We start from the raw sequence: 13,334 nt of genomic DNA, 5'->3' as shown, positions 1-13,334 counted from the left end.
GGGTGAGCCAGCGCCCGGCGACAGTCACAGCCAGGCGCGAGAAATACCTGACAGTCGATCAGTGATCATCGTCCCACGGCTGGCCACGGGTCTGCTCGAACAGCTGCACCTTCTGCTGCATCGCGGCCTTGGACAGGATATGCGCGCTGACCGGCGCAGTGAGGAACAGGAACAGGGTGATCAGCAGTTCATGCAGGCTGAGGCTGCCGGTATGGTGGGCGAAGAACAGCATGGAGGCGATCAGCGTACCGCCGACCCCCAGCGTCGTGGCCTTGGTCGGGCCATGCAGCCGGGTGAAAAAGTCCGGCAGGCGATACAGGCCGATGGCACCGACCAGGGCGAACAGACTGCCCAGGATCAGGCAGGCGCAAATCAACAGTTCCAGCCAGAATGGCATGGTCATTCTCCCTTAATCGATGATGTCGCCGTGCAGCAGGTGCTTGCCTACCGCGACCGTACCGACGAAGCCCATCACCGCGATCAGCAGCGCTGCCTCGAAATACAGATCCGATGCCAGCCAGATGCCGAACAGTACGATCAGCGCCAATGCGTTGATGTACAGGGTATCCAGTGCCAGGACACGGTCGACCATGCTCGGGCCTTCGACCAGGCGCGCGACGTTGAGCAGCATCGCCAGCGTGACGATGCCCATGCACACAAAGACTACGTTCTCGAGCATTCGAAAATCTCCAGCAGCGGCGTTTCGTAACGGCTCTTGACCGCGGCGATCAGCTCATCGTGATCCGGCACGTCGAGCCCGTGCAGCAACAGGGTCTTGTGGTCGGAGCTGAGTCCTGCGGACACCGTGCCAGGCGTCAGCGAAATGATGCAGGCCAAGGTCGACAGGATGAATTCGTTCTCGATCTCGACTGGCACCTCGACGAATGCAGGCTCGAGGCGCGACTTCGGCCCCAGCACCAGCCTGACCACCTGCAGGTTGGCCACCACGATGTCGTAGAACACCTTGCCGATGAACAGCAGCAGCCCCAGGGGTTTGCGCACCTTCGGCACCGTCAGCAGGAAATCGCCGCACAGATGCACGATTGACCAGCCCAGGAACAGGCCGAGCAGGATGTGGCCAAGGCTCAGGGTATTGACCAGCAGCAGCCAGAGCACCGCCAACAGCAGCATCATTCGCGGGTGGGGAAACAAGCGCCTCATGCCGCACCTCCAGCGATGATCGACAGATAGGGTTGCAGATCGAGCAACTGCGCAGCGGCAGCTTCCAGGTACGCCAGTATCGGGGCGGCAGCGATCATCAGCAGCGGGCTGGCCAGCAACAGGCCCAGCGCCGCCAGGAGACTCACGCGATCAGCAGGCTGGGCGGTCGAGGTCTTGCCCTCCGTTTGCTGGCCCAGCCAGAACAGGCTGGTGCCGGCCCGGCTCAGCGCCACCAGCGTCAGCAGCCCGCCGATCAGTACCACCGGCCACAGGCTCCAGGCCTGCCAGCCCGGCTCTGCTGCACGCAGCAGCATCATCTTGCCGAGGAATCCAGAGAACGGCGGCAGCCCCGCCACGGAAATCGAGGCGAAGAAGAACATGCAGCCCAGCACCAGTGGCTGGCGCAGCGCGCGTTCCTGCTGCAGGTCGCCGCCGGCGCTGTCACGCTGGGCAACCACCAGGCCAGCCAGCAGAAACAGCGAAGCGCTGATCAACGTGCTGTGCAGCATGTAATACAGAGCGCCGCTCAGCGCCGCCGGGGTGCCCATGGCGAAGCCGGCCATCAGCGTGCCCACCGAAACCACCACCAGATACGCCAGCAACGACTGCAACTGACGCGCACCCAGCGCACCGAACACACCGAAGGCAATGGTCGGCAAGGCCAACCACCAGAGCAGCTCATGACCAAGATTGGCCAGTGGCCCGGCCTGCTCGCCGAACACCAGCGTGAACACTCGGACGATGGCGTAGAAACCCACCTTGGTCATGATCGCAAACAAGGCTGCGACCGAAGCCGGTGCAGCGGCATAGGCACGCGGCAGCCAGAAGCACAGCGGCAACACCGCGGCCTTGAGGCCGAAGACGATCAAAAGCAGATAAGCAGCGGCCTTGAGTAGCGGCGCATCGGCGACATTGGCGCTGGCCACGCGCGCAGCCAGGTCCGGCATGTTCAGGGTACCGGTCAGGCCATACAGCAGGCTGACGCCGATCAGGAAGAACGACGAGCCCAGCAGGTTGAGCACTACGTAATGCACGCCCGCCTTGACCTGATTGGCGCGGTTGCCATGCAGCAGCAGCGCGTAGGAGGAGATCAGCAGGATCTCGAAGAACACGAACAGGTTGAACAGGTCTGCGGTGAGGAATGCGCCGTTGATGCCGAGCAGCTGGAACTGGAACAGCCCATGGAAATTCGGCCCACGCTCGTCGTCGCCGCGACAGGCGTAGATCAGCGCAAAGCCGGCAAGCACCGAAGTCAGAAGCAGCAACGCGGCGTTGAAGCGGTCGAGTAGCAGCATGATGCCGAACGGCGCTGCCCAGTTGCCCAGGGCGTAGACCTGCAACTGCCCTGTCCCGGCCAGTTGCACCAGGTATATGCACACCGGCAGCAACGCCAGACAGCCGACCAGGGAGATACCGCGCTTGACCTGACGCGACCAGCCGTGGCCGACCAACAGCAGCGCGCCAAAGAACAGCGGCAGCAGAATGGGCAGGATGATGGCGTGACTCATGCGCGCGGCTCCTCGCCATCGACGTGATCGGTTTTCAGCTCACCCATGCCACGCAGCGCCAGCACCACCACGAACGCCGTCATGGCAAAGCCAATGACGATCGCGGTCAGCACCAGCGCCTGCGGCAGCGGATCACCGTACTCGGCGCTCTTGCCAATGACGGCCGGCACGCCCGTCCCGAGGCGGCCCATGGAGAAGATGAACAGGTTGACCGCATAGGAGATCAGGGTCAGCCCCATCACCACCGGGAAGATGCGCGCGCGCAGCACCAGGTAAACCCCGCTGGCGGTCAGCACCCCGAGGGTGATTGCGAATACAGCCTCCATATCAGATGACCTCCTTGCACGACTCGTCCTGACTGACATGGCCGATGTTGGAAAGAATCAACAGAGTGGCGCCGACCACGGCCAGGAACACCCCGAGATCGAAGAGGATGGCGGTAGCCAGTTCGATTTCACCGATCAACGGAATATGGAAATGACCGAAGGCCGACGTCAGGAACGGCGAACCGAAGGCCCAACTGCCCAGGCCGGTCAGCCCGGCGATCAGCACACCCCAACCGGCGGTGGCGTGATAGCTGAACCTGAGGCGCTCCTGAGTCCAGGCCACACCATGCGAGATGTACTGCAGAATCAGCGCCACCGAAGTGATCAGGCCGGCGATGAAGCCGCCACCCGGCAGGTTGTGGCCACGCAGGAAGATGAACGCGGAAATCAGCAGCGCCATCGGCAGCATGGCACGCGCCAGGTTGTCGAGGATCATCGGGTGCGCATCGGTGGACCACGGGCGACCGTTCTTGTCGTGGGTCGGATGTGGCAGGTGCAGGCCGTGCAGCAGCGCATAGATGCCGATGCCGGCGATCGCCAGCACGGTGATCTCGCCCAGGGTATCGAAACCGCGGAAGTCCACCAGGATCACGTTGACCACGTTGGTACCGCCGCCCCCGGAGACACTGTTCTCGAGGAAGAACGAAGAGATGCTCTCATAGGGACGCGTCAGCACCGCGTAGGTCAGCATCGACACCATGGTGCCGCTGCCCAGCGCCAGGACCATATCGCGCAGGCCGCGCAGGCTGCTCGACTCGGCCGGGGTGCGGTCGGTCATGAAATACAGCGTGAGCATCAGCAGGATGATGGTCACCACCTCGACCGAAAGCTGGGTCAGTGCCAGATCAGGAGCGGAGAAGCGGGCGAAGGCCAGCGCCACCATCAGACCGGCACCGCTGAGGATCATCAGCGCGACCAGGCGACGGCGATGGAAGACCACGGTAAGCACTGCCGTGACCATCAGAATCAGCATGCCGATAGTCGTCAGCGGATCGAGCGGCGTCATCTCCACGCTACCGGCCAGTTCCTCCAGCGGCGACAGCGCGATGACCACCAGGGTCAGTGCACTGCCCAGCATCCAGGCCAGGTAACGCTGCAGCGAGCCACTCTCGAGCAGCGCGGTAATGCGCACCGACAGGCGCGTCATATACCCCACCACCTTGGCGAAGGCATCCTTCGCATCGAGGTTCGGCAAGCCTTCGTACCAGCGGAACAGGGGTTGGCGGCATGCATAGACGATGATTCCGCCGAACAGGGCGATGACACTCATCAGCAGCGGCAGGTTGAGCCCGTGCCACACTGCCAGGCTGTACTCGGGCAGCTCACCACCGAGGGTCGAGGAAGCGGCAGCAGCCAGCAGCGGCGCCACCGTATAGGCCGGAACCACGCCCACCAGCAGACACAGGAATACCAGCACTTCGACCGGCACCTTCATGTAGCGCGGCGGTTCGTGCGGTGGGTACTTGGGCAGGTTGATCGGCTCGCCGTTGAAGAAGACGTCGTGGATGAAACGCAGCGAATAGGCCACCGAGAAAACCCCGGCCAGGGTCGCAGCAGCAGGAATCACCCAGTTGAAACCGCCCAACAGATGCTGGTGCAGGGTTTCGGTGAAGAACATTTCCTTGCTCAAAAAGCCGTTGAGCAGGGGCACACCAGCCATGGCCGAGGCCGCCACCATGGCCAGCACGGCAGTGTGCGGCATGTACTTCCACAGCCCGTTGATGCGGCGCATGTCGCGGCTGCCGGTTTCGTGGTCGATGATCCCTGCGGCCATGAACAGCGAAGCCTTGAAGGTCGCATGGTTGATGATGTGGAACACTGCCGCGACGGCGGCCAGCTGGGTATCCAGGCCGAACAGCAAGGTGATCAGGCCCAGGTGACTGATGGTCGAATAGGCCAGCAGGCCCTTGAGGTCATGCTGGAACAGCGCCATGCACGCCCCCACCAGCAAAGTGGCCAGGCCGGTCAGGCTGACCATGTAGAACCACCACTCGGAGCCAGCGAGCGCGGGGTACAGACGCGCCAGCAGGAACACCCCGGCCTTGACCATGGTCGCCGAGTGCAGATAGGCCGATACCGGTGTCGGAGCCGCCATGGCGTGCGGCAGCCAGAAGTGGAACGGGAACTGCGCCGATTTGGTGAATACGCCAAGCAATACCAGCACCAGCGCCAGCGGATACAGCTCGTGCGCGCGGATCGCGTAGCCAGCCGCCAGGACCTGAGACAACTCGAAGCTGCCGGCGATGTGGCCGATAAGCAGGATGCCCGCGAGCAGCGCCAGACCGCCGCCACCGGTGATCGCCAGCGCCATGCGCGCGCCCTGCCGGGCATCGGAGCGCGCCCCCCAGAAACCGATCAACAGAAACGACGACAGGCTGGTGAGCTCCCAGAACATCAGCATCAGCAGCAGGTTTTCCGACAGCACCACACCGAGCATGGCGCCCATGAACAGCAGCAGGAAGGCGAAGAAACGCCCCATCGGCTCGGTCTTGGCCAGGTAATAACGGGCGTAGAGGATCACCAGCAAACCGATGCCGAGAATCAGCAGGGCGAACAGGAAGCCAAGACCATCGAGACGCAGACTGAGATTCAGCCCCAGCTGCGGCAGCCATTCCAGCTTGACTCGCAGCACCTCACCGGCGAACACCGCCGATTGATAGTTGAACAGCAGCACCAGCGCCACGATGGGCGCGACCGCCGCCGCAGCGGCACAGGCCGAGCGTCCGAGCCGGTCGGCCAGCACCGGCAGAAACAACCCAAGAAATGGCAAGGCGACAATCAGCGCAAGCGCCATCGGAAAAACCCCTTATGCAGGTACGTCGAGCTTGCTGACCCAACGACGAGAATTGGAGTCGCAACTCCCTGACGGTGATATTCCATGCACCACAACGGAGCAGCTAAGTCGTTGTCGGCACAAGCATAACGGCCGATTATCCATAACTATCAACGCAACGTCATGCATTGAACTAGCGTAAAACACACTTGGTAACATGCACACGGGCGCGAAGTGCGCCCGGCAACCGTCCCTCACTATGGCGAGGGCACAAAAAAGCCGGAGCAACCAGGGCTGCTCCGGCCTGTGTACAACGATCAGTGAGCCACGCGGCTGGTACCGTTGACGGTCATGATGCGCACGCGCTCACCGACACGGAACACCTGGTTCGGCTCGACTTCCTGCACGTAGGCACGCATGGTGCCATCGTCTTCACGGACGGTGATTTCCACGCCCTGAGTACGGGTCAGGCCTTCTTCGGCAGCGGCGCCGAGCAAACCACCCGCCACTGCGCCAATCACGGCCAGGACCGCGCTGCCGCGACCACCACCGAGGCCACTGCCACCGATACCGCCAACCACGGCACCAGCACCCGCGCCGATTGGCGTCTTGGTGCCTTCGATCTTCACCGGGCGCAGCGATTCGATGGTCCCCATGCGCACCGTTTGCACTGCTCGAGCCTCGTCACGGCTGTAGGTGTCGCCGGTCAGGCTGGATTGGCAACCGCCAAGGGCCAGCAGCGCAGCCAGCGAGGTGATGAGCAAAGTGGGTTTACGCATAGCAATTCCTCCAGAGGTATCTCGATCCATTAGACGCCGGGTGCGAGTAACTGTCACGGTCAAGCCTGAACAATAATAGTTTCAGACAGACCGAGTTCAGCTAGGTTCGCCTATCAGGCCCGGGCGAGACGCCATAGCCGGGCGATATCCGTGGTACGTGCCTGCAGCTCGCCTGCCGCGCCCGCCATCGCCTGTTCCAGCGACACAGGTCCCGGTGCCAGACTGAATGCAGCCTCGATACCGGCCTCGTACAGCGCCTGATAGTTGTCGCCCAGACTACCGGATAATGCGATGACCGGCACCCCGACCGCGCGCGCAACACGCGCCACACCCACCGGCGTCTTGCCATGCAAGGTCTGGTCATCCATGCGTCCCTCCCCGGTTATCACCAAATCGGCGCCCTCGATAGCGGCAGCCAGACCGGAGAGTTCAGCAACCAACTCGATGCCCGGACGGAAACTCGCCTTGAGGAAAGCGCGAGCCGCGAACCCAAGGCCACCGGCTGCGCCAACCCCTGGAAACTCGGCGTGATCCTCGCCCAGGGTCTTCGCCGCGATGCGAGCGAAGCGGCCGAGCGCCGTGTCGAGCTGCGCGACATGCTCAGGGGTCGCCCCCTTCTGCGGTCCGAACACCGCAGAGGCACCGCGCGGCCCACACAGGGGGTTGTCGACGTCAGCAGCGACCTCGATCTGCACCTTGAGCAGGCGCGCATCGAGATCGCTCAGATCGAGCTGATCGAGATCGGCCAGCGCCGCGCCACCTGGCGCCAGCTCACGGCCCTGCGCGTCGAGAAAGCGCATCCCCAGCGCCTGCAGCAGGCCCATGCCAGCGTCGTTGGTAGCGCTGCCGCCCAGCCCCAGGATGATACGAGTGGCCCCCGCGTCCAGCGCCTCGCGGATCAGCTCACCAGTGCCAAAGCTACTGGCCAGACGCGCATCACGCTGCTCACGCAAGACCCAGTGCAGACCGCTGGCTGCCGCCATCTCGATCACCGCAGTGCCCTGCCCCAGCCAGCCCCAATGCGCTTTGACCGACGTCCCCATGGGGCCACGCACCTCGCACTCGCGGCGCTCGCCGCCGACGGCAGCCAGCAGTGCGTCGACCGTACCCTCGCCGCCGTCTGCCATTGGCCTCAGCAAACATTCGGCCTCGGGAAAAACCTGCTGCCAGCCTCGCGCAATGGCGGCGGCTACATCGGGCGCGCTGAGGCTCTCCTTGAAGGAGTCGGGAGCGATGACGATTTTCATGATAGGTACCTCGAAAGGAGGCAGGCGACCGCAGTCGCCTGCCGCTAAAGCGGGATTACAGCAAAACCAGGCTAAGCAGCCACACAGTGGCCATACCGGCAACGCCCTGGATCAGGGTCGCCATGGTCTGGGCGCGGTACGCCGTGGAGACTTTCATGCGGCTGAACTGGGTCACGACCCAGAAGAAGCTGTCGTTGGCGTGAGACACGGTCATCGCCCCTGCACCAATGGCCATTACCGTCAGTACGCGGCCCATCTCGCTGTCGAGCCCCAGGTTGCCCAGCAGTGGCGCGACCATGGCCGAGGTGGTGACCAACGCAACGGTAGAGGAACCCTGAGCGCTCTTCAGCGCTGCAGCGACCAGGAACGGCATGAACAGGCCAATCCCCAGCACAGACAGGGTGTCGCCCAGGTAGCCGGTCAGTGCGGTGGCCTTGAGGATGGCCCCGAAGGCGCCACCAGCACCGGTGATCAGCAGGATCGGCGCGGCCTCTTTCAGGCCATGAGCCACATGATCATGGAACTGCTGACGCTTGCCCTCACCCTTGAGCAGCGAGCACGCCAGGACCAGGCCTACCAGCAAAGCGGCGACCGGCTGGCCGAGGAAACTCAGCACATCGAAGAAAGCCCCAGTGCCGAAAGGCTTGCTCGGGAACGCCGCGACCGACCCCAGGCAGATCAGGATGATCGGCACGAAGATCGGCGAAAATGCCTGCCAGGCGCTGGGCAGTTTGCCGTAGCGGGCACGCAGTGCATCGAAGTCGACGTCGTCGGCCAACAGTTCGCTCGGCGCCTCTTCCAGCAACTGCTGATCGTTCTGCTTGAGGAAGCGATTGGCCCAGAGCATGCCGGCCACGGCGGTGACCGCTGCCACCAGCAGGCCAACCAGAATCACCAGACCAAGGGAAGTTTCCAGCCCCAGATTACCGGCTGCGGCGATCGGCCCCGGAGTCGGCGGGACGAAGGTATGGGTGGCATACAGGCCGGTCGCCAGCGCCACGCTCATGGCCACCACGGAAACCTTCATGCGCGCGGCCAGGGCGTTTTTCAGCGAGTTGAGGATGACGTAACCGGAATCGCAGAACACCGGAATCGATACCAGATAGCCGATGATCGACATGGTCAGGGTGGGGAAACGTTGCCCCAGCAGTCGAATGACGGTTTCGGCCATGGTAATGGCGGCGCCACTGCGTTCGAGGATGACGCCGATGATGGTGCCAAGAACGATGACGATACCGATGTAACCGAGAATGCCGCCGAAGCCGGCAGTCATGGTCTTGATGATTTCGCCGCTGGGCAGTTGATAGGCGAAGCCGGCAATCAGTGCAGCGGCCAGCAATGCCAGGAAGGGGTGCAATTTCAAACGGGTAGTGGACAGCACGATGAATGCAATCAGTGCCACCAGGATCAGGACCAGGCCCATGACCAGTCTCCTCATTGTTGTTATGGCGGGCGCAAGGCCCGGATGGGAATGCCGACAGGCAGTACATTGTGGCCCAGCCTGGCGCACCTCACCCTGTGCGGCAGCACCAAAAACGAACGCACCCCAACGCAGCCGGCTGTGCAGCCGCACAAAGCCGAAGAGCCCGCTGGCTCTACCAGGTACGCCCTACCGATCGCGCGGCGGCACCTCGTCGGGCTCGAGCAAACCCAGCCCCAAGGATAGCTGCAGGCGCTGGTCCAGACGGTTGAGGTCCAGGCCGCTGAGTTCGGCGATGCGCTCCAGGCGATAGCGCAGGGTATTGCGATGAATGCCCAGCTGCTGGGCGCAGGCCTGCACCTGGCCGTCATGGGCGCACCAGGCCTCCAGCGTCGCACGCAACGTGCCCTGCGGGTCCTGCGCCAGCACATGGCGTAGCGGTGCCAGCCAGCCCTGCAGCAGCCAACTGTGGCGCTGGGCATAGAGCAGGGTTGGCAAGCGCAACTCATCCAGGCGCAGCAGACGCCGCTCGGGAAAACGCGCCTGGCCATAGGCCTGCAGATCACGCAGCACCAGGCTGGCCTGGCGCAACTCGGCAAGATCATGCAGCGGGTCGCTGAGCGCCAATGAGCGCACGCCCCACTCACGCTCGTCGGCCTGCTGCAGCCAGGTCCGATCATCACGCGCGGCGCTGTAAGGCCTGCACCAGAGCAGTTCGTGACGCCCGAGCGGCGCCACCAGGTGCTCGCTCTTGCCCCCCAGCGCCGCCAGCAGACGGGCCTGGCGCGGCAACGGATCGCCCTCCCCGTCCAGTTGCAGCAGGCAGATCTGCCGCGGCCAGGTGAGCTGCAGGCCCAGGCGTTCGGCATCGACCTCGAGACTGGACAGGCGCAGCTGCGCATCGAGCAGTTGGCGCAACCAGGCCTCTTGCTGATGCCGCTGCCAGTGCCGCTCGGCCTGCAACACGCGGTGCTCGACCAGCATCTCGGCGGCCATGCGCACCAACTCGGCATAGGGACGCACGGTCTCGGGATCACCAGTGATGCCGAGCACGCCGATCAGGCGCTCGGCATGCAGCAACGGCAGATTCACCCCGGGTTTGACGCCACGCAGGCAGGCCGCAGCCTGAGCATCGATCTCCACCACGCGACGATTGGCCAGCACCAACTGGGCGCCTTCATGACGAGTATGCAGGCGACTGCGGTCGCCGCTGCCGATGATCATGCCCTGCGCATCCATCACATTGATGTTGTGCGGCAGGATGGCCATGGCGCGGTCGACGATATGCTGCGCCAACGTGGAGTCGAGTTCGAGCATCGGGAACGGCCTCGCGGGTGAGGCCGCCATTGTAGGCAGATCAGCGGCGCTTCACGATCCCGCGCCGCAGTACCTGTTCAGGGCGCGAGGCGCTCGCGAAGCCAGGCCTCGCCCTGCAGACGATAGTTGAGGCGGTCATGCAGACGACTCGGGCGCCCTTGCCAGAACTCGACGCGATCCGGCAGCAGGCGATAACCGCCCCAGTGCGGCGGGCAGTGCGGCGCCTGATTGAGAAAGCGTTTCTCGGTCTCGGCCAGCAGGCCTTCGAGCTCGGCGCGATCGCGAATCACCTTGCTCTGCGGCGAAGCCCAGGCGCCGATCCGGCTGCCCAGGGGGCGCACCTGGTAGTAACCGTCGGACTCGCCAGCAGTCACGCGCTCGATGCGACCTTCGATGCGCACCTGGCGCTCCAGGCTGGGCCAGAAGAATGTCATGGCAGCAAAGGGACGGGCCGCCATCTGACGCCCCTTGGCGCTGTCGTAATTGCTGAAGAAGGTGAAACCGCGCTCATCGAGGCCCTTGAGCAACAGTACTCGGCAGTGCGGGCGGCCCTGCTCATCGACGGTCGCCAGGGTCATGGCATTGGGCTCGACCGGCAGTTGCTCGGTCTTGACCGCATCATCGAACCACTGACGAAACAGGGCAAAGGGTTCCAGCGGGGCCTGAGTCTCGCTCAGGCCGTCGCGGGTGTAGTCGCGGCGCATATCGGCCAGGGTCTGGGTCATGGCAGTTCCTCTGGGAACCTCCACAAAACCAACTGCGCCGACTGTCTCGCATGGTTTTTCGGAGGCCCCCTCAACAGAGTGGAGATGCTGCCAAGCTTACTCCGACTTGCCCTGTTTTCCTTGATCTACGGCAGCTACCTTGGGCGCATCCTTGAGCTGCGCCTTGGCCGGCTGACTGTACTTGGCGATCAGCCCCTGCATGGTGTCACGCGAGGTCAGGAGAATTTCCACGCGGCGGTTGAGGGCACGACCAGCAGCGCTGTCGTTGGCGGCACGCGGGGCGTCGGAGCCAAGGCCCATGACCTGCAGGCGGTTCTGCTTGAGGCCGCTGAGACGGAAAATCGAGGTCACGGCGCGTGCGCGCTGCTGACTCAGTTCGCGGTTTTTCGCATCGTCACCGCTAGAGTCGGCATGGCCGAGCACGACCACGGCGATGTCCTGGTCGGTTTCCAGCAGTTTGGCCACACGACTGATCGGGCCCAGGCTCACCGGCAGCAACATCTGTGGGCGATCCGGATTGAAGGAGCCCTGCACCGGCGCAGTCACGACCAGCAGATTCTCGCGGCGCTCGAGTTCGAAATGGCTACCCTTGACGGCTTCACGCAGCTTCGGCTCGTACTCGTCGAGCCAGGCGCGGGTCACCTCGGGCGCAGGCATGACAGCCGGCTTGACCTCCTTCTTTTCCGAGCCGGCACAGCCCGCAATCAGCAGACAGCAGGTAAAGGCAAAAATCTTGTTGGCACGCATGTAGCCCCCGGGGTCACACAGATCTAATGGTCGGTTCGTTATCGTTGATACCGAACGGCTGGCGCGAGTTTAGCCGTTTCAATCAGGTACAGTCCGCAATCTGGCGCGCAAGTTTCTGCGCGCGAGGGTCCATCAAGACGAACGGTCCTAGATTGTTGGTAACGAAGCCGAAAGCCAGGTCGCGCTCCGGATCGGCGAAACCACTGGAACCACCGGCACCGGGATGACCGAAGGCTTTGCCCCCCATGCCGTAGGTGGCGTTGGCCACATCGGATTGATCGAGCATGCAACCCAGACCGAAACGCGTGCGGGTCAGCAAAGTCTTGTCATCACCCACGCTGTGCTCACGCGTCATTTCGCCGAGCAGCTCGGCATCGAGCAAGCTGCCATCGAGCAGGCCTGCGTAGAAGCCCGCCAGGCTGCGTGCATTGCCGTGCCCGTTGGCCGCCGGCTGCTGCATGCGCCGCCACTGTGGCTTGTTGGTGCTGGTCATGATCGACGGCGGGTTGGTGAACGAACGCGTGCTCATGGCACTGGCGTCGCTCATCATCACCTTGAGCAGGCGCTGCGCGGCAGCATCGCCGAGATTGCCCTTGCCGCGCGCGATGTGGGCAACGCGGTCGAATTCGCTATCGGCCAGGCCAACATGGAAATCCAGGTCCAGGGGTTTGGCGATACGTGCAGCGATGCTGTCACCGGGGCCGCGCCCCTCGATGCGGCGAATCAGCTCACCGATCAGCCAGCCATAGGTAATGGGCGCATAGCCGTGGCCTTCGCCCAGCGCCCACCAGGGCTCTTCGGCTGCCAGCGCATCGGTCATGGCCTGCCAGTCGTACAGCGCCTCGGCGGGAAGCGCCTGACGCAGCGCCGGCAAGCCGGCCTGGTGACAGAGCAGGTGGCGCACGCTGATGCGCTCCTTGCCGGCCGCGGCGAACTCGGGCCAGTAGCGCGCCACCGGCGCATCCAGATCGAGCTTGCCCTCGCCCACCAACTGCAAAGCCACGACAGCAGCGAAAGGCTTGGTGCAGGAGAACAAATTGGCGATGGTGTCGCTGTGCCAGGCTTGCTGGCCGTCCTTGTCCATCACCCCGGCCCACAGGTCGACCACGGTCTCACCACCGACCTTGACGCACAGGGCCGCGCCGCGCTCCTGCGTATCGTCGAACAATGCAGCGAACGCGTCTCTTACCGCCTCGAAGCGCAAGTCGAAATAGCCCTGAATCTGCACGTTGTTCTCCCGTTTCGCTGCGTGACCGAATGCTGCCCCATGCTGGCAGCCGCCTATCATGCAATGTTCTGAAACTTCATAAAATAGCGGTCTTCGATTGGTT

Annotated in this window: 13 protein-coding genes; all 13 read right to left on the bottom strand. The window is 63.6% G+C overall.

Annotated elements, in window-relative coordinates; all coding sequences use genetic code 11:
• Nucleotides 1-58: 58 nt before the first annotated feature.
• The 13 genes from PCLY_RS23875 to PCLY_RS23815 all read right to left on the bottom strand — a co-directional run bounded on the left by PCLY_RS23875 (nt 59) and on the right by PCLY_RS23815 (nt 13,231).
• The gene (locus PCLY_RS23875; protein ID WP_061243297.1) at nt 59-397 is read right to left on the bottom strand and encodes a Na+/H+ antiporter subunit G; all 339 of its coding nucleotides are present in this window, start codon (nt 395-397) and stop codon (nt 59-61) included.
• 12 nt (nt 398-409) lie between these two features.
• Nucleotides 410-679, bottom strand: a complete 270-nt coding sequence (locus PCLY_RS23870; RefSeq protein ID WP_061243076.1) for a K+/H+ antiporter subunit F — start codon at nt 677-679, stop codon at nt 410-412.
• Nucleotides 664-1,161 (bottom strand): Na+/H+ antiporter subunit E, encoded by a 498-nt coding sequence (locus PCLY_RS23865; protein ID WP_061243073.1) that lies wholly within the window; start codon nt 1,159-1,161, stop codon nt 664-666. The genes PCLY_RS23870 and PCLY_RS23865 overlap by 16 nt, the downstream gene beginning before the upstream one ends.
• Entirely contained in the window at nt 1,158-2,669 is a 1,512-nt protein-coding gene (locus PCLY_RS23860) for a monovalent cation/H+ antiporter subunit D (protein WP_061243070.1), read from the bottom strand. Before PCLY_RS23860 ends, PCLY_RS23865 begins: the two co-directional genes overlap by 4 nt.
• Nucleotides 2,666-2,995, bottom strand: coding sequence for a Na+/H+ antiporter subunit C (locus PCLY_RS23855; protein ID WP_061243067.1), 330 nt, complete (start codon nt 2,993-2,995; stop codon nt 2,666-2,668). The genes PCLY_RS23860 and PCLY_RS23855 overlap by 4 nt, the downstream gene beginning before the upstream one ends.
• A 1-nt stretch (nt 2,996) precedes the next feature.
• Complete coding sequence (locus tag PCLY_RS23850; RefSeq protein ID WP_061243064.1) at nt 2,997-5,789, bottom strand: monovalent cation/H+ antiporter subunit A; 2,793 nt, start codon at nt 5,787-5,789, stop codon at nt 2,997-2,999.
• Between the two features lie 296 nt (nt 5,790-6,085).
• Nucleotides 6,086-6,547: an outer membrane lipoprotein gene (locus PCLY_RS23845; protein ID WP_061243061.1), complete on the bottom strand. Its 462-nt coding sequence runs from the start codon at nt 6,545-6,547 to the stop codon at nt 6,086-6,088.
• A gap of 113 nt (nt 6,548-6,660) precedes the next feature.
• Entirely contained in the window at nt 6,661-7,794 is a 1,134-nt protein-coding gene (locus tag PCLY_RS23840) for a glycerate kinase (protein ID WP_061243058.1), read from the bottom strand.
• 55 nt (nt 7,795-7,849) lie between these two features.
• Nucleotides 7,850-9,217: a GntP family permease gene (locus PCLY_RS23835; RefSeq protein WP_061243054.1), complete on the bottom strand. Its 1,368-nt coding sequence runs from the start codon at nt 9,215-9,217 to the stop codon at nt 7,850-7,852.
• A gap of 186 nt (nt 9,218-9,403) precedes the next feature.
• Nucleotides 9,404-10,531, bottom strand: a complete 1,128-nt coding sequence (locus PCLY_RS23830; protein ID WP_061243051.1) for a sugar diacid recognition domain-containing protein — start codon at nt 10,529-10,531, stop codon at nt 9,404-9,406.
• Nucleotides 10,532-10,608: 77 nt separating this feature from the next.
• Nucleotides 10,609-11,256 carry a pyridoxamine 5'-phosphate oxidase gene (pdxH, locus tag PCLY_RS23825; RefSeq protein WP_061243048.1) on the bottom strand — a complete coding sequence of 216 codons (648 nt, stop codon included), beginning with the start codon at nt 11,254-11,256 and terminating at the stop codon, nt 10,609-10,611.
• Between the two features lie 96 nt (nt 11,257-11,352).
• Nucleotides 11,353-12,003 (bottom strand): OmpA family protein, encoded by a 651-nt coding sequence (locus PCLY_RS23820; RefSeq protein WP_061243045.1) that lies wholly within the window; start codon nt 12,001-12,003, stop codon nt 11,353-11,355.
• Nucleotides 12,004-12,085: 82 nt separating this feature from the next.
• Complete coding sequence (locus tag PCLY_RS23815; RefSeq protein ID WP_061243042.1) at nt 12,086-13,231, bottom strand: serine hydrolase domain-containing protein; 1,146 nt, start codon at nt 13,229-13,231, stop codon at nt 12,086-12,088.
• Nucleotides 13,232-13,334: the final 103 nt, after the last annotated feature.

It is taken from the genome of Ectopseudomonas composti, assembly GCF_001567565.1.
In the GTDB taxonomy this organism is placed as follows: Bacteria; Pseudomonadota; Gammaproteobacteria; order Pseudomonadales; family Pseudomonadaceae; genus Aquipseudomonas; species Aquipseudomonas composti_A.
Note: the sequence above shows the minus strand (reverse complement) of the source record. Positions and strands in the feature narration are given on the sequence as shown.